Origin of the sequence: uncultured Thiodictyon sp. (assembly GCF_903828115.1) — a bacterium.
In the GTDB taxonomy this organism is placed as follows: domain Bacteria; phylum Pseudomonadota; class Gammaproteobacteria; order Chromatiales; family Chromatiaceae; genus Thiodictyon.
On sequence record NZ_CAIKKU010000860.1, the window covers coordinates 1 to 15588 of the forward strand.

Consider the following 15588-nt stretch of genomic DNA (forward strand, 5'->3'; position numbering starts at 1 on the left):
CGCAGATGACCCCGGCGGTGCGCTTTGAGCAGAGGCTGGCCGCACTGGGGTGCGGCGCTCCCAGTCGCTATGCCGTCGGCGCCCACAGATCGTCCAGTTGGATGGTCACGGCATCGAATGGCGCAACGCATACCGGCGCGGCGCCGGCGAAGCGCCCGAGTTCGCGCCAGGCGCCGGCTTCCAAGACATAGGCCTCCAGGGTGTGCGCTTGCGGATCGATCAACCAGGCATAGGCCACGCCGAAGCGCGCATAGATCGGCATCTTCACATTCCGGTCGGTGTCCGCGCTCGACTTCGACAGGACCTCACAGACCCAATCGGGGACCACGGTATAGCGGTGTTCCTGCGGAATGAGCGGCATCCGTTCGCGTCGCCAGCCGGCCAGGTCGGGGACATCGACCTCGGCGTTGCGGATAAAGTGCAGTTCCGGTTCGTCGATGATCCACCAGCCGCCGGGGCCGTCGCGCCCCCGTTGGAAGGGTCCGATCAAGTCGTAGCCGAGCGCCGAGGAGGTAAACCCATGGGGCCCGCTCGGGCGTGGATGGACGTAGAGTTGGCCGTCAAGGATCTCCCCCGTCACCCCTTGGGGTAAGGCTTCGAGCTGTTCATAGAGGCTGGGGCAGGTACGTGCGGGTGCGTGCATCGGCTGGTCTCAGGGTCTGGCTGCCAATTGACGGACGTGCAGGACATCCGGGGGGAGCACCGGGCGCGCCCTGGACGGCAAGCGGCGACCTCGATCATAACTCCGGCCACCTGCTGGACGGTAGGTCGCTGGTCCGCACAGCGGACCCTACAGGCGCGGGGGCTGTAGGGTCCGCGGTGCGGACCGCCGACCTCTCGGAACGGGACGCCCCGCCGCCTTTTCCTGGATAATGCTCGTCTCCTTCCCAACCAGGACCGCCCCCAGGGTGACCGCTGTCGATCCGCTGCACCTCTTCGGTTCCCTGGTCGGTTCCGCCGCCTGGCCGGCGCTGCGCCTGGTGCTGCACCTGGCCTTTTTCATCGCCGCCTGTGTGGTCCTGTGGCGCGCCTGGGCCTGGCTGCGCCTCACCGAGCCGCGGCCGGCGGCGGGCGCGGGCGGCTGGTTCCCGTGGCCGCTGCTGGTCCTGACGGCGGCCTTCCTGGCGGTGCTGGGCTACCAGGCGAGTTGGCATTTGACCGGGCTCTTTCGGCCGCGGTTCGTCGCCTTCATGCAGTCGCACGACCGCCGCGAGTTCAACCCGGCCCATCGCATCCTGCGCGGGCGCATCCTGGACCGGCGCGGCCGGGTGCTGGCGCAGAGCCGGGAGCTCGAGGGCCGGGTCCGGCGGGTCTACCCCTTCGGTCCGGCCTTCGCCCATACGGTGGGCTACAGCGATCCGCAATTCGGGGCCATCGGCGCCGAGGCGGCGGCCAACGCCCAGCTCAACGGGGCCACACCGCAGACCCTGGCGTCCTGGGGTGAACTGGGCCGGCAACTGCTGACCAAGACCAAGCAGCCGCGCGGCCAGGACCTGACGCTGACGCTCGACAGCGACCTGCAACTGCTGGCCTTGCAGCGGCTGGGCGAGCGCCGGGGGGCCGTGGTGCTGCTGCGGCCCCAGGACGGCGCGGTGCTGGTGTCGGCGACCAGCCCGGCCTTCGACCCCAACCGCCTGGGGCCGGAGCTGTTCCGCGGGCCGGCGCCGGGCACGCCGCTCCTGAACCGGGCGACCCAGGGGCTCTATCCACCGGGCTCGGTGTTCAAGGTGGTGATGGCCGCGCAGGCGATCGAGGCCGGCTTCAGCGGCACCCTGCACTGCCCGGCGGGCGGCTTTACCACCTCGCGGCGCTACCCGCCGATCCGCGACCACGACTATTACAGCGCCCAGAAGGCCGGGCGCGCCTGGGCGGGCTTCGGCAATCTGGACCTGACGACCGCCTTTGCCGAGTCGTCCAATGTGTTCTTCGCCCAACTGGGGGTGCGTTATGGCCGCGACGCCTTTGCCCGTGCCGGGGAGCGCTTCGCCTTCGACCGCCAGGTGCGGCTCTATCCGGGGACCGACCGGTACGGGAGCCTGAGTACCGGGCGCCTGCCGCGGCTGGCCGCCTCGGACCTGTACGGGCTGGCCCAGGCGTCCATCGGCCAGGGGCGGGTGCTGGCCTCCCCCATGCATCTGGCGACCATCGCCGCGGCGGTGGCCAACCGGGGGCTCGCCATGCGCCCGCGCCTGCTCGTGCAGGAACCCGCCGCACCCCTGGGCCAATACATGACGGCGCCGACCGCCGCCCGTCTGGCGGGGATGATGCGCAAGGTGGTCACGCAGGGGACCGGCCGCGGCATCGATGATGCGGGACTGGCCATCGCCGGGAAGACGGGCACCGCGGAGAACCCGCGCGGGGCGGCCCATAGCTGGTTCATCGGTTTTGCGCCGGCCGCGGACCCGCGGCTGGCGGTGGCGGTGCTGGTGGAGCACGGCGGCTTCGGGTCGAGCGTGGCGGCGCCCATCGCCCGCGACCTGCTGGTGAAGGCCCTGGAACTGGGGGCGGGACCTTGAGCGCCGTGTCCGCCGACGCCGATACCGGCTTCGCCGCGGCCTGGTTCCGGCGCCGGGCCGAGCGTGAACTGCTGCTGGGCTGTCTGGGCTGCATAGCCCTGGGGTTCGTGCTGATCCTGGGCGCGGACGCGGCGTCGGGGCGGCAACTCGGTGCCCTGGACCTGCTGCCGCTGGCGCTCTACGCGCTCGCGCTGGCCGGGGTGCATCTGTCCCTGGTCGCCGCGGGTTTGCGCGGCGACCAGGTCCTGACGGCGACCGTCGCCTTTCTCTCCGGCTTCGGGCTGCTGGCCCAGTATCGGATGGGGGACTTTCAGAGTGACCCCGGGGCCCTGACCTTGGGGCTGGTGCCGGCCGGATTCCTCGTCATGACGGTCTGCGCCCTGGCCTTTGCCGACGGGCGTTACCGGGTGCTGGCCCGGGGTCTGTGGGTCTGGGCCGGGGTCTCGCTCGTCCTGGTCGCCGTGCTGCTCGTGACCGGACAGCGCTTCCGCGGCGCCGTCTACGCCCTGGGCTTCACGACGCCGACCGAGGTGCTGAAGGTCACGATCCCCCTGGCCCTGGCCGCCTACCTGGAACGTCAGGGACAGGCCCTGGCCCGCTGGCACCCGCGCCTGCCGTTGCCGCCCTGGCGCGCGCTCTGGCCGCTGCTCGCCTTCTTTGCGGTGCTGATCGGGCTCCTGGCGCTGCAACGGGACCTGGGGATGATGATGATCCTGGGCCTGGCCGGCCTGGTGGTGCTGGCGAGCGGCACCGGGCGGATCGGCTATCTGGTCTATGGACTCCTGGCCGGGGCCGGGCTGGGGGCCCTGCTGCTGACCGTCTTCGCGCACGGACAGCGCCGCCTCGACGCCTGGCTGGACCCCTTCCAGGACCCGACCGGCGAGGGCTGGCAGATCCTCCAGGGCCTCTCCGGCATGTACGCCGGGGGGCTCTGGGGCGAGGGCTTCGGCATCGGCAGCCCCGAATACACGCCGATTGCCGCCGCCGACTTCATCTATTCGGTGATCGGGGAGGAACTGGGGTTTCTGGGCTGCGTGGTGCTGGTCCTGTTTTTCCTGATCCTGTTGAGCCGCGGGATCGCCCTCGCCGGCCCGGGGCGCTGCGCCTTCGGCCGCCTGCTCGCGGCCGGGCTCACCACGGTGCTGGCGGTCCAGACGCTGCTCAATATCGGCGGCGTCACCAAGTCGATCCCCCTGACCGGCACCACCCTGCCCTTCATCAGCCATGGCGGCGCCAGCCTGCTCACCGCCTTCGCCGCCAGCGGGCTCTTGCTCGCGATCTCGGACGGCGTGCCGGGGCGCTCTGCCAAGCCGCCGCGGGCGCCCCGGGGGCGCACCACGGGCGGGCCGTCGGCGGATCTCAAGCCCCGCAAGGTGCGGCGCAAGACGGTGCCGCGGGAGGCTGCGGCGCCGTCGGATACCTAAAGTAACGAGTCACGAACGATAACCTCGATTACGACAACGACAACGACAACGACAACGATGCGTCCTCCATGCTGAGAACTTAATGCACCCTACCCCGCCCCCACCCTCCCAACGCCCGATGACCCGCAACCTGGGCCCGCTGCTGCGGCTGCTCGGGTTCGTGCGGCCCTACCTGGGGCGTGTGCTGCTCGCCGCCCTGGCCCTGATGGTCGCGGCGGGGGCGGTGCTCGCCTTCGGCCAGGTGATCCGGGAGGTGGTCGACTCCGGGCTCAAGACCGGGTCGGAGGCCGCGCTCAACCGCTCGCTCCTGCTGTTCCTGGTGGTGGTCCTGGCGATGGCCGGGGCCATCCTGATGCGCTCCTATCTGCTCGCCTGGATCGGCGAGCGGGTCATCGCCGACGTGCGTACGGCGGTCTTCAGCCGGGTCTTAAGCCTGGACGTGGGCTTCTTCGAGACCACCCGCACCGGTGAGATCATCTCGCGCCTGACCTCGGACACGACGCTGCTCCAGACGGTGGTGGGCTCCACCCTGGCGATGGCCCTGCGCACCTCGCTCCTGGTGCTCGGGGGCCTCGTCATGTTGGCCCTGACCAGCCCCCACCTGACCGGCCTGGTGCTGCTGGGCGTGCCGGTCGTGGTCCTGCCGCTGTGGCTGATCGGCTACCGCCTGCGGCGCCTGGCGCGCGCGAGCCAGGACCGCATCGCCGATGTCGGGGCCTATGTGGACGAGGTGCTGCACGCCATCCGCACCGTCCAGTCGTTCTGCCACGAGGCGATCGACCGGGCGCGCTACGGGGAGCGGGTGGAGGCCGCCTTCGAGACCGCGCTGCGCCGCGCCCGGCTGAGCGCGACCCTGAGTGCCATCGCCACGGCCCTGACCTTCGGCGCCATCGGCGTGGTCCTGTGGGTCGGGGGCCGCGAGGTGCTGGCGGGGCGTCTGACCGGCGGAGAGCTGTCCGCCTTTCTGTTCTACGCGGTGCTGGTCGCCAGTTCCGTCGGCAGCTTAAGCGAGATCGTCGGCGAACTGCTGCGCGGGGCCGGGGCCAGCGAGCGGCTGATGGAACTGCTCGCCACACCGACCCTGATCAGCCCGCCCGCGCACCCACTGCCCCTGCCCGAGCCGGTGCGCGGTCAGATCCAGTTCCAGGACCTGGGCTTTGCCTACCCCGCCCACCCCGACCTCCCGGTCCTCAGTGACCTGGCGCTGGTGATTGAACCGGGCGAGAAGGTCGCACTGGTCGGCCCCTCCGGTGCCGGCAAGACCACCCTGTTCCAACTGCTGCTGCGCTTCTATGATCCGCAACGGGGCGCCATCCGCTTCGACGGCATCGATCTGCGCGACCTGGACCCCCGGCAACTGCGCGGGAACATTGCCGTGGTCCCGCAAGACCCGGTGATCTTCGGCGCCGACGCCTGGGAGAACATCCGCTATGGCCTGACCGGGGTGACCGATGCCCAGGTGCGCGACGCCGCGCAGGCCGCCCACGCCACCGAGTTCCTGGACCGCCTGCCGCAGGGGTTCGATACCTTCCTGGGCGAGCGCGGGGTACGCCTGTCGGGCGGCCAGCGCCAGCGCATCGCCATCGCCCGCGCCATTCTGCGCGACCCACCCCTGCTGCTGCTGGACGAGGCGACCAGCGCCCTGGATGCGGAGAGCGAGCGGCTGGTGCAACTCGCCCTGGAGGAATTGATGAAGGGCCGTACCAGTATCGTCATCGCCCACCGCCTGGCCACGGTGCGCAAGGTCGACCGCATCCTGGTGTTGGAACAGGGGCGCCTGGTCGCGAGCGGCACCCACGAGGACCTGATGGGCCAGGGCGGGCTCTATGCGCGGCTCGCCTCACTGCAATTTCGCGACCAGGCGGTCGCTGGGGACTGAGCCGCTGCCGTAAAGGTCGCGCAGCGACGCTTACCCACCGAGCCACGGCAGTCTCTGGGGCCGGTCACGCGATGCGTATACCCTACAGCGACCGGACCTTCTCACGAACCGGGCGTCGTTGTGGTTGTCGAAATCGCACAATCCGAACACGACACCGACAACGACCCGGGCGGCGTGCCCGGGATCTCGGTCGCCACATCAGTTCTGATCGCACCCCTGCCCGGCATCGGATCACAGCATTCCCGCGCCGATGGCGTATGCTATTGGGTGTGGTCGGATGCCGTGGGGTGTGGTATGCCCTCCCCGGTCCCGGCCGTATCCAAGGCCGTTCTTCATCCTTAAGAGGTATCACGACATGATCAAGGTACAGACCTCAGCCGGTATCCGCACCAGCGCGGATCTGCGCGGTTTTCGCTCACTCAAGCACCCGGTAGGCCCCTGCCTGCACGCCCTCGACCTGGGCCGGATCGCGCACAGCCGTGCCAAGCAGACCGCCCGCATGGACCATCGGGCCTGGTTCCTTACCATGGCCGGTTGAGGGGCGTCGCTCGGGCGTCTACTGGAGTCCACGGCTTGCGCCTTCAAGGCTGAAGCCTTGGACTCCAGCATTGATCCCAGTCACAACAAGCGTCGGGTAAGCAGCGCCTGCATCTCCCTCCGGCCGTCGGCTACCAGATAGACATAGACCTCGTCACCCAACACGCGGTAGACGATCCGTCACAAAGACCTCGCGCGACATCAGTCGGCCCCGCGCAGCCTGGCAAAGACAGCGCGTGCAGGCTCGACCCGGCCCGCTTCGATGTGGCGGTTGCCGAGTGCGAGGATCTTCAGCAACGCCATGCTCGCGCGCCGCGAGCCGCTGCTTGGCTGCAACCCCCGTGGGAGCGGCTTCAGCCGTGATGAGGCCACGGCAACTTGCGCGGTCGTGTCGCGGCTGAAGCCGCTCCCACCGGGTCCCGGCCGGATTTTCGCGGTAAGCCTCCAAGTGCTGGGCGATTGCGCCCGAACTGGAGGTCGAGGCTTCAGCCGGACGGGCGCCGAAGGCGCGCCGCGAATTTCTGCACTGTCTCAGAGAATGGGAACGAAAAAAGAGAAAGAAGAAAAGGGAAAAAGTCAAGAGAAAAAAGTCACAGTGATCTGGCGAGACGCAGGCCGAAATAGTCGTCCCGGTCGTCCGGCGCGGTCCTGCTACGGACCGCGGCGCGCAGGTAGCGGCCTGGGTAGATCCAGGACCCGCCGCGCAACACCCGTGTAGCACAGTTCTTGCGAGATACTGTACTCTCCTCCGTCACTGCGGTGCCATCCGCGGGAGCATCCGCGTACCCGTACTGGCAGTCGGCCACCCATTCCCAAACATTGCCCAGCATGTCTTGCAGACCCCAGGGATTGGGCAAGAGGCTACCGACCGGGGCGGTATTGACGAAATGGTCGTCGCAGTCGAAGGGCTTCCACCCGTCCTGACTCGCCAACGCCTTCTTGGTGCCCTCGGCCAAATAGCTGGAGTGATCGAGGCTCTGATCCTGCCCGTTCAAAAACCGGCACGGTACGGCATCCGCCCCTTCGGTCTCCTCATACCAGCGGGCAGTCGTGGTCCCGGCACGCGCGGCGTACTCCCACTCGGCCTCGCTCGGCAGCCGCCACGGGCGGCCGGTCATCGCCGTGAGCCAGGCGGCATAGGCGCTCGCTTCCTCCCAGGAGACGTTGGTGACCGGAAGCCGGCCGCGGCCCCACCCCTGGTCGGCCGGTCGGGGGCGTCCGGTGGCCGCGGCGAACAGGTCGTAGTCGTCGAAGGTGACCTCGGTGCGGCCGAGCTCGAAGGGGGCTATGGTGCGCTCGTGGACCGGCCGCTCGTAGTCGAAGCCGTCGCCGACGCCGGCGCCCATCTGGAAACGGCCGCCGGGGATGGCGACCAGGTCCGGCTCGTGCAGCAGGCGCAGGGGGCCGGGCAGGCGCCCCAATCCGAGCTGGACGGGCAGGCCCTTGGCGATCAGGGAGGGTGGATAGCCGGTCTGCCGGTCGATGCGGTTCCACAGCAGGACGATCCCGCCGAGCAGCACCAGCCCAAGGGTCCCGAGCGCCCGGCCGCGCCAGACCCGCCGGCCGCAGGCGCGCAGATAGTCCGCGACCAGGGGGGAGTCCGAGGGCGCGGCGGCCCGGTAGCGCTTGAGCACGGGGCCGACGCGCAGGGCGGCGGCGGGGCGGCGGGCGGCATATCCCTGATTCCCAGTGTTGCTTCGGTACAGATTAACCGAAGACCGGCGGCGCCGGAAGCGGTCCCGGGCTTGCGCCTTGGATGGGGCAGGCCGCGGACTCCACTCGCCCGAACCGGAGGTCGAGACTAGAAGAGTCGCTCGATACGATCGAGAAACCGGTCGGCATTCTGCGGACTGTCCTGCGCAATATACCACCAGATGTCGTCGAGGTCGCTTTCGGCCGCCGGCCGTTTCAGTACAAGCGCCATCGCTCAATCATCCCTGCCCGTCTTGTGCGGCAAGCCGCCGACGGCCGCGTGCCTTATGTCGGTCGAGTAGATCACCTGGGCGCTGATCGGCCCAACGGCTTCAATGATCTGTTGTTCTTTGTGTCTCTGTGTCTTTGTGAGAGCAATTTTTTTTTTTTTTTGTATCTTTGTGTCTTTGTGAGAGCAATTGCCGGATTTTGCTTCATAGCCGTCAGCCGCGACGAGGCCTGGGCGGCTGGCGCGGCCTCGTCGCGGCTGAAGCCGCTCCCACAGCGTCGCTGCGCGACCGGAGGGGCGGCGGCTAGTGACCGCGCCGGGATCATCGCGCACAATGCGGGCTTAAGTCCCGAACCCTGGTCGCCCATGAATCTGCTGCTGTGCGTCATCACGCCCTTCCTGGGCGCCGCCCTGGTCGCCTGGGCCCCGCGCCTGGGGACCCGGGCCTCCGCCTGGGCGGCGGGCGCGGTGACGCTGGCGGCCGGCGGCTGGCTGGCGCCGCTGGTCGAGGCGACCTTCGGCGGGGCGACGGCGATCGAGCGGCACGCCTGGATGCCGAATCAGGGGTTGGATCTCAGCTTCCGGCTGGACGGCCTGGGCCTGCTGTTCGCGTTGATGATCCTGGGGATCGGGCTCCTGGTGGTCCTCTACGCCCGCTGGTATTTCTCCGAGCGCGACCCGCTGGGGCGCTTCTACACCTGCATGATGCTCTTCATGGGCTCGATGCTGGGGGTGGTGCTGTCGCAGAATCTGATCCAACTGCTGATCTTCTGGGAACTCACCAGCCTCGCGTCCTTTCTCCTGATCAGCTATTGGCAGCAGCGCGAGGAGGCGCGCCTGGGGGCACGGATGGCCCTGACCGTGACCGGCATGGGGGGGCTGGCGCTGCTCGGGGGTATCCTGCTGCTCGGTGAGATCACCGGCAGTTATGACCTGAGTGTGGTCCTGGCCGCCGGGGATGAGATCCGCGCCCACCCGCTCTATCTGCCGACACTGATCCTGATCCTGCTCGGGGCCTTCACCAAGTCGGCGCAGTTCCCCTTCCATTTCTGGCTGCCCAATGCCATGGCGGCGCCCACCCCGGTGTCGGCCTATCTGCACTCGGCGACCATGGTGAAGGCCGGGGTCTTTCTCTTGGCGCGGCTCTTTCCGGCCCTGTCCGGGACCCCGGAGTGGTCCTGGCTGGTGGGCCTGACCGGGCTCACGACGCTCCTGATCGGCGCCGTCTTTGCGCTCTTCAAGCACGATCTCAAGGGCCTGCTGGCCTATTCGACCATCAGCCACCTGGGGCTGATCACGCTGCTGTTCGGCATCGGCACCCCCTTGGCGGCCCTGGCGGGGGTCTTCCATATCATCAATCACGCCACCTTCAAGGCCTCGCTCTTCATGGCCGCGGGCATCATCGACCACGAGACCGGCACCCGCGATATGCGCCGCATCAACGGGCTCTTCGGCGCCATGCCCTATACGGCCACGCTCGCCATGGTGGCGGCGGCGGCCATGGCGGGGGTGCCGCTCTTCAACGGCTTCCTGTCCAAGGAGCTGTTTTTCGCCGAGACGGTGGAACTGGTCGCGCGCTATCGCTTCGGCTGGCTGGTGCCGCTGGCGGTCACGGTGGCGGGCGCCTTCGCGGTCGCCTATTCGATCCGCTTCATCCACGACGTGTTCTTCAACGGGGCGCCGGTCGACCTGCCGCGCACCCCGCACGAGCCGCCGCGCTGGATGAAGGTCCCGGTCGAGGTCCTGGTGGCCCTGTGCCTGCTGGTGGGGATGCTGCCGGCCCTTACGGTGGAGCCGCTGCTGGCCGTGGCGGCGACCGGGGTCCTGCAAGGGCCGCTGCCGGCGCACAGCATCGCCATCTGGCACGGGGTCACCCCGGCCCTGTGGATGAGCCTGGGCGCGCTCACCGGGGGCGGGCTCATCTATCTGGGACGGCGGCCGCTGTTCGCTCTGGCGGCGCGCTGGGAGGGCCGCTGGGAGGCGCGCCGGGTCTACGACCGGCTGGCGGCCATGGTCTTTGCCGCGGCGCGGTGGGTCACGGCGGGGCTGGATCGGGGCTCGCTCCAGCGGATGCTGGCGCTCTTCGTCCTCTGGGCCCTGGTGCTGGGGGTGGCCGGGCTCTGGTCGGATCAGGTGCCGCTGACCGGTCCCCGTGCCTTGCTGCCGGTGGACCCGATGAGCGGGCTGGCCGCCCTGGGGCTGATGGTCTGCGCGGTGTGCGTGGTCGTGATGCACCGCAAGCGTCTCACCGCACTGATCCTGCTGGGGGCGGTCGGCCTGATCGTCTCGCTGATCTTCGTCAAGTTCTCCGCCCCGGATTTGGCACTCACCCAGTTGTCGGTGGAGGTGGTGACCATCGTCCTGCTGCTCCTGGCGCTCTTTTTCCTGCCCCAGACGACCCCGGCCGAGTCGCGCCGCGGGCGCCAGGTCCGGGATCTCAGCCTGGCGGCGGCGGCCGGCGGCGGGGTCGGGACCCTGGCCTGGGCGGTGCTGACCCGGCCCTATGACTCCATCGCCGACTGGTTTCTGACGCAGAGCCTGCCGGGCGGCGGCGGGGCCAACGTGGTGAACGTGATCCTGGTGGATTTTCGCGGCTACGACACCCTGGGCGAGATCACGGTGCTGGCCCTGGCGGCCCTGGGCATCTACGCGATGCTTGAGGGGCTGCGGCTCACCGCGCCCCGGGCGGACGCCGAAGGGCGCGCCTGGGACCCGGACAGCCACCCGCTGATCATGGCCTCCCTGGTGCGGCTGCTGCTGCCGCTGGCCCTGCTGGTGGCGGTCTATCTGCTGCTGCGCGGTCATCAACTGCCCGGCGGCGGCTTCATCGCCGGACTGGTCACGGCGGTGGCGCTCATCATGCAATACCTGGCCAACGGGGTCGCCTGGACCCAGGCGCGACTGCCCCGGGACCTGCATCCGCTGATCGGCGCGGGGCTGCTGATCGCCACCCTGACGGGCCTGGGCAGCCTGGCCTTCGGCTACCCCTTCCTGACCTCCGCCTTCGGCCATTTCCATTGGCCGCTGGTGGGCGACGTTGAACTGGCCTCGGCGATGGCCTTCGACCTGGGGGTCTATCTGGTGGTGGTGGGCGCGACCCTCCTGATCCTGATACACCTGGGGCTGGTCCATGACCTGAGCCACTGCGCCGAACCCGCGCGCGAGCGGGGGCCCAGTTGATGGAGGCCCTGCTCAGCCTGATCATCGGCCTGCTTACCGCCTGTGGTATCTATCTGCTGCTGCGCGCCCGGACCTTCCCGGTGGTGCTGGGCCTGAGTCTGCTGTCCTATGCGGTCAACCTCTTTCTGTTTGCCATGGGGCGGCTCACGATCGGTCGCGCACCGATCATCACCCCGGGCGCGGCGGGCTATACCGATCCCCTGCCCCAGGCCCTGGTCCTCACCGCCATCGTCATCGGCTTCGCCATGACCGCGTTCGTCATCATGCTGGCGCTCAAGGCCAGGGCGGAATTGGGCAATGACCATGTGGACGGCACCCATGAGCCCGAAAAGATTATCTAGCCGCAAATGAACGCAAATAAACGCAAAATCGGACAGTTGACTGTGGGTTTCCGGTGGACGCGCGCGGCGCATTCGCCAGGCAATCTGCCGGTATTGACAGACCGGCGACGGCCGCTGCTGTTTATTCGCGTTCATTTGCGTTCATTTGCGGCTGAATGTTTTTTCTAGCATGACTCACCTGGTGATTGCCCCGGTCCTGGTGCCCCTGCTGACGGGCATTGTCCTGCTCTTGTTGCGCGGCATGGATCTCAGGTGGCGGCGGGGCCTGGCGCTGGTCTCGGTGCTCGGGCAGATCGCGCTGGCGCTGGTGCTGACCCGGGCGGTGGCGGACGGAACCATCCTGGTCTATGCGCTGGGGCACTGGCCGGCGCCCTTCGGCATCGTCCTCGTAGCGGACCGGCTGGCCGCCTGGATGCTGGTCACCACCGCGGTCCTTGCACTCTTCGCACTCGCCTATGCCTGCCTGGGGACCGACCGCGAGGGGCGGCACTTCCATGTCCTTTTTCAACTGCAACTGTTCGGTCTCAGCGGGGCCTTCCTGACCGGGGACCTGTTCAACCTGTTCGTCTTCTTCGAGGTCCTGCTGATCGCCTCCTATGGCCTGCTGCTGCACGGCGGCGGGCGGCTGCGCACCCGTGCCGGGCTGCACTATGTGGTCATCAATCTGGCGGGCTCGGCGCTGTTCCTGATCGCGGCCGGCATCTTCTACGGCGTGCTCGGCACCCTCAACCTGGCGGACCTGGCGGTGAAGGTGGCGGCCGTCCGGCCCGAGAACCTCCCGCTGGTGCGCACGGCGGGGCTGCTGCTGTTCGGGGTCTTCGCGCTGAAGGCGGCCCTGGTGCCGCTCTATCTCTGGCTGCCCGCGGCCTATGCCAACACCAGCGCACCGGTGGCCGCGCTCTTCGCCATCATGACCAAGGTCGGGGCCTACGCCATCCTGCGGGTCTCCACCCTGGTGTTCGGGACCGGGGCCGGTCCGGCGGCGGACCTGATGGCGGACTGGCTCCTGCCGCTCGCCCTGCTGACCCTGGCCCTGGGGATGCTGGGGGCGGCGGGGAGCGACCGGCTGCGCGTCCAGACCGCCTATCTGGTGCTGGCCTCGGTCGGCACCCTGCTCGCCGCCGGCGGACTGGGGACCGCCGCCGGGATCGGCGCCGGGCTCTGGTACCTGCCCCACAGTTGCTTTGCGGCGGCGGCCCTGTTCCTGCTCGCGGACCTGATCGCCCGGGGCCGCGGGGACCTGGCCGACCGGCTGGCGCCCGGCCCGGTGATGGGGCGCCACTGGGTGCTGGGGGTGCTGTTCTTTCTGTGCGCCATCGCCATCAGCGGGCTGCCGCCGCTGTCCGGCTTCATCGGCAAGTTCCTCATCCTGCGGGCGGCCCTGGACCCGGCGCTCGCCGCCTGGGTGCCCTGGTGCCTGTTGGCGGTGGTACTGGCGGGCGGGCTCCTGGCGCTGATGACGCTCGCGCGCGGCGGCAGCCTGCTGTTCTACCGGGCGACCGAACAGGAACTCGACCCCGGTGTCCAGACGCCGCCGCCCACGGGGGCGGCCCTGGGACTGGTCGCCGGATTGCTGGCCCTGGGGGTGGCCATGACGGTCTGGGCGGGGCCGCTCAGCGATTACACCACCGCCGTGGCCAGGCAACTGCTGAAACCGGCTGACTATGTGCAGGCGGTCATGGGACCGCGGTCTTGACCATCGCAATGGTTGCGCAGGCTCTATACTCTCGCCATCGACATCACCGGAGGGACCAACCCATGGCCACGACTCCCGACGACGTATGGGCCTTGTTGCACGAACTGGTCGAGGCGCAAAAGGAGGCACAAGAAGAAACCGGGCGAAGGTCCCAGGAGACCGCACGCCTGTTTCAGGAGGCCGCCCGCGAGCGGCGCAAGACCGACAAGCAGATCAAGGAACTGGGCAAACAGATCGGCGGTCTGGGGGAGAAATTCGGCAGTTTCACCGAGGGGCTGGCGTTACCCTCGATGGAGCGACTGCTGCACGAACGGTTCGGCATGGAGGTCGTAAGCCCGAGTGTGCGCGTCACCAAAGAGGGCCGACATCTGGAACTCGACGTCCTGGCCTACGCCAACGGTCCCGTCAACGCCGCCTATGTGGTCGAGGTGAAGAGCCACCTGCGCGAGGAGGCGATCACGCAGTTGCGGGACCTGTTACGCCGGTTTCGCGAGTTCTTTCCCGAGCATCGCGACAAGCGGCTATACGGTATCCTGGCGGCGGTGGACCTGGCGCCCGCGCTGCGCGAGCGGGTCCTGCGCGAGGGCTTCTATGTCGCGCGTATTCAGGATCAGGTCTTCACCCTGGATGTCCCGGATGGGTTTCAGCCGCGGGTCTATTGACGTGATGCGCCTACTTCTGCCCCACCCCGTCCTGACCCTCACCCTGACCGCGATCTGGCTCCTGCTGGTCAACGGCCTGGCCCCGGGGCAGGTCCTGCTGGGGCTCTTTCTGGGCCTCACGATCCCGCTTTTCACCCGGCGCTTCTGGCCGGAGCGCTCGCCCATCCGCCGCCCGCTGACCCTGCTGCGCTTCGGCGCCCTGGTGCTCTATGACATCCTCACCGCCAACCTGGTGGTGGCCTGGCTGATCCTGCGCGGGCCGACGCGCTTGAGGCCCGGATTCGTCGCAATTCCCCTGGATCTCGGCTCCGAGCTGGCCATCAGCCTGTTGGCCAACACCATCTGCTTGACGCCGGGTACGGTCTCCGCCCTGCTTAGTCCGGACCGGCGCACCCTGTTGGTGCACGCACTGGACCTGGACGACCCGGCCGCGCTGATCGCCACCATCAAGGCCCGTTACGAGACCCCGTTGCGACAGGTATTCGACCCATGCTGAGCATCGCCATCCCCATCGCCTTCGCCCTGGTCGGCGGTGCCTTCGCCCTCACCCTGTGGCGGCTGCTGATCGGCCCCAGTGCCCCGGACCGCATCCTGGCACTCGATACCCTCGCCGTGACGGCCATCGCGATGCTGGTGCTGTTCGGCATCCAGCAGGGCAGCGCACTGTATTTCGAGGCCGCTATCCTGATTGCCCTGATGGGCTTCGTCGGGACCGTCGCCCTGTGCAAATACCTGCTGCGCGGCGACATCATCGAATAGGTGCGCAAGACATGATTGAACTCCTGGTGTCCATCCTGGTCCTGGCCGGCGCCCTCTTCACCTTCATCGGCGCCTTGGGGCTCTTGCGCCTCCCGGACTTCTATACGCGCCTGCACGCCCCCACCAAGGCCACCACCTTGGGTGTGGGCAGCCTGCTCCTGGCCTCCGCCCTCTGGTTCAGCACCCGCGGTACTGGACTGAGCCTGCACGAACTATTGGTCACCCTCTTTCTCTTCATCACCGCCCCGGTCAGCGCGCACCTGCTGGCGAAGGCGGCCCTGCACCTGCGCTTGAAGAGCCTCGCGGCGCTGCCGGATGAGCCGGACCGGCTTCGGGGCGACTCAAGCTGGAAACCACCGGCATAACCTCGGCAACTGATGCTGCTGCTCGTCGTAAAGGACTCGTTTACTCCTGTTCAGGAAACTCCTGCGGCCTACCGATGTCACGCCCTTTCAGGGCTAGCATCCTAATAACAGACCACCCAGGGCGTTGCCCTGGGCTGGTATATCGCGCCCCTTCGGGGCTTCGGGCTTCGGTAATGGCCGATACACCCTCCCGCGCGGGCCCAAGGTGTCTGGCCGGGAGGATTGACCCCAACGGGGTCACACATACCAGCCCAGGGCAACGCCCTGGGTGGTACGGAGGAATCATTTTAGCCCTGAAAGGGCGTGAC

15 protein-coding genes are annotated in these 15588 nt (G+C 68.6%); 11 read left to right on the forward strand and 4 right to left on the reverse strand.

The window, feature by feature from the left end; translation table 11 throughout:
* Positions 1-67 precede the first annotated feature (67 nt).
* The gene (locus QZY48_RS32195; protein WP_295438405.1) at positions 68-643 is read right to left on the reverse strand and encodes a Uma2 family endonuclease; all 576 of its coding nucleotides are present in this window, start codon (positions 641-643) and stop codon (positions 68-70) included.
* 265 nt (positions 644-908) lie between these two features.
* Between QZY48_RS32195 and QZY48_RS32200 the strand changes: the two genes are divergently transcribed.
* The 4 genes from QZY48_RS32200 (at position 909) to QZY48_RS32215 (ending at position 6357) form a co-directional block, all read left to right on the forward strand.
* Positions 909-2516: a penicillin-binding protein 2 gene (locus QZY48_RS32200; protein ID WP_295438407.1), complete on the forward strand. Its 1608-nt coding sequence runs from the start codon at positions 909-911 to the stop codon at positions 2514-2516.
* Positions 2517-2521: 5 nt separating this feature from the next.
* On the forward strand, positions 2522-3940 hold the full coding sequence (locus QZY48_RS32205; RefSeq protein ID WP_295438460.1) for an FtsW/RodA/SpoVE family cell cycle protein: 1419 nt from the start codon (positions 2522-2524) through the stop codon (positions 3938-3940).
* Between the two features lie 118 nt (positions 3941-4058).
* Positions 4059-5819, forward strand: a complete 1761-nt coding sequence (locus QZY48_RS32210) for an ABC transporter transmembrane domain-containing protein (protein WP_295438409.1) — start codon at positions 4059-4061, stop codon at positions 5817-5819.
* Positions 5820-6174: 355 nt separating this feature from the next.
* Positions 6175-6357, forward strand: a complete 183-nt coding sequence (locus QZY48_RS32215) for a hypothetical protein (protein ID WP_295438434.1) — start codon at positions 6175-6177, stop codon at positions 6355-6357.
* A 589-nt stretch (positions 6358-6946) separates the two neighbouring features.
* Here QZY48_RS32215 and QZY48_RS32220 read toward each other — a convergent pair.
* From QZY48_RS32220 to QZY48_RS32230, 3 genes are all read right to left on the reverse strand, one after another.
* Positions 6947-7990 carry a formylglycine-generating enzyme family protein gene (locus QZY48_RS32220; protein ID WP_295438436.1) on the reverse strand — a complete coding sequence of 348 codons (1044 nt, stop codon included), beginning with the start codon at positions 7988-7990 and terminating at the stop codon, positions 6947-6949.
* A gap of 167 nt (positions 7991-8157) precedes the next feature.
* Positions 8158-8280 (reverse strand): type II toxin-antitoxin system RelE/ParE family toxin, encoded by a 123-nt coding sequence (locus QZY48_RS32225; RefSeq protein ID WP_295438439.1) that lies wholly within the window; start codon positions 8278-8280, stop codon positions 8158-8160.
* 3 nt (positions 8281-8283) lie between these two features.
* The gene (locus QZY48_RS32230) at positions 8284-8610 is read right to left on the reverse strand and encodes a hypothetical protein (RefSeq protein ID WP_295438442.1); all 327 of its coding nucleotides are present in this window, start codon (positions 8608-8610) and stop codon (positions 8284-8286) included.
* Positions 8611-8643: 33 nt separating this feature from the next.
* Between QZY48_RS32230 and QZY48_RS32235 the strand changes: the two genes are divergently transcribed.
* From QZY48_RS32235 to QZY48_RS32265, 7 genes are all read left to right on the forward strand, one after another.
* Positions 8644-11457, forward strand: a complete 2814-nt coding sequence (locus tag QZY48_RS32235; protein ID WP_295438444.1) for a monovalent cation/H+ antiporter subunit A — start codon at positions 8644-8646, stop codon at positions 11455-11457.
* A complete protein-coding gene (locus QZY48_RS32240) occupies positions 11457-11798 on the forward strand; it encodes a Na+/H+ antiporter subunit C (RefSeq protein ID WP_295438446.1) in 342 nt (113 codons plus the stop codon). Before QZY48_RS32235 ends, QZY48_RS32240 begins: the two co-directional genes overlap by 1 nt.
* Positions 11799-11967: 169 nt before the next feature.
* The gene (locus tag QZY48_RS32245; protein ID WP_295438449.1) at positions 11968-13494 is read left to right on the forward strand and encodes a monovalent cation/H+ antiporter subunit D; all 1527 of its coding nucleotides are present in this window, start codon (positions 11968-11970) and stop codon (positions 13492-13494) included.
* A gap of 62 nt (positions 13495-13556) precedes the next feature.
* On the forward strand, positions 13557-14156 hold the full coding sequence (locus QZY48_RS32250) for a DUF3782 domain-containing protein (protein WP_295438452.1): 600 nt from the start codon (positions 13557-13559) through the stop codon (positions 14154-14156).
* A gap of 4 nt (positions 14157-14160) precedes the next feature.
* Positions 14161-14652: a Na+/H+ antiporter subunit E gene (locus QZY48_RS32255; RefSeq protein WP_295438463.1), complete on the forward strand. Its 492-nt coding sequence runs from the start codon at positions 14161-14163 to the stop codon at positions 14650-14652.
* Positions 14646-14915, forward strand: a complete 270-nt coding sequence (locus QZY48_RS32260) for a K+/H+ antiporter subunit F (protein ID WP_295438455.1) — start codon at positions 14646-14648, stop codon at positions 14913-14915. The genes QZY48_RS32255 and QZY48_RS32260 overlap by 7 nt, the downstream gene beginning before the upstream one ends.
* An 11-nt stretch (positions 14916-14926) precedes the next feature.
* Entirely contained in the window at positions 14927-15280 is a 354-nt protein-coding gene (locus tag QZY48_RS32265) for a Na+/H+ antiporter subunit G (protein ID WP_295438457.1), read from the forward strand.
* The last annotated feature ends 308 nt before the right edge of the window (positions 15281-15588 follow it).

Coding starts and splice junctions, on each gene's coding strand:
- QZY48_RS32240 (WP_295438446.1), top strand. CDS start 11,457: ATGGAGGCCCTGCTCAGCCTGATCATCGGCCTGCTTACCGCCTGTGGT.
- QZY48_RS32210 (WP_295438409.1), top strand. CDS start 4,059: ATGACCCGCAACCTGGGCCCGCTGCTGCGGCTGCTCGGGTTCGTGCGG.
- QZY48_RS32195 (WP_295438405.1), bottom strand. CDS start 643: ATGCACGCACCCGCACGTACCTGCCCCAGCCTCTATGAACAGCTCGAA.
- QZY48_RS32250 (WP_295438452.1), top strand. CDS start 13,557: ATGGCCACGACTCCCGACGACGTATGGGCCTTGTTGCACGAACTGGTC.
- QZY48_RS32260 (WP_295438455.1), top strand. CDS start 14,646: ATGCTGAGCATCGCCATCCCCATCGCCTTCGCCCTGGTCGGCGGTGCC.
- QZY48_RS32215 (WP_295438434.1), top strand. CDS start 6,175: ATGATCAAGGTACAGACCTCAGCCGGTATCCGCACCAGCGCGGATCTG.
- QZY48_RS32225 (WP_295438439.1), bottom strand. CDS start 8,280: ATGGCGCTTGTACTGAAACGGCCGGCGGCCGAAAGCGACCTCGACGAC.
- QZY48_RS32265 (WP_295438457.1), top strand. CDS start 14,927: ATGATTGAACTCCTGGTGTCCATCCTGGTCCTGGCCGGCGCCCTCTTC.
- QZY48_RS32255 (WP_295438463.1), top strand. CDS start 14,161: ATGCGCCTACTTCTGCCCCACCCCGTCCTGACCCTCACCCTGACCGCG.
- QZY48_RS32245 (WP_295438449.1), top strand. CDS start 11,968: ATGACTCACCTGGTGATTGCCCCGGTCCTGGTGCCCCTGCTGACGGGC.
- QZY48_RS32235 (WP_295438444.1), top strand. CDS start 8,644: ATGAATCTGCTGCTGTGCGTCATCACGCCCTTCCTGGGCGCCGCCCTG.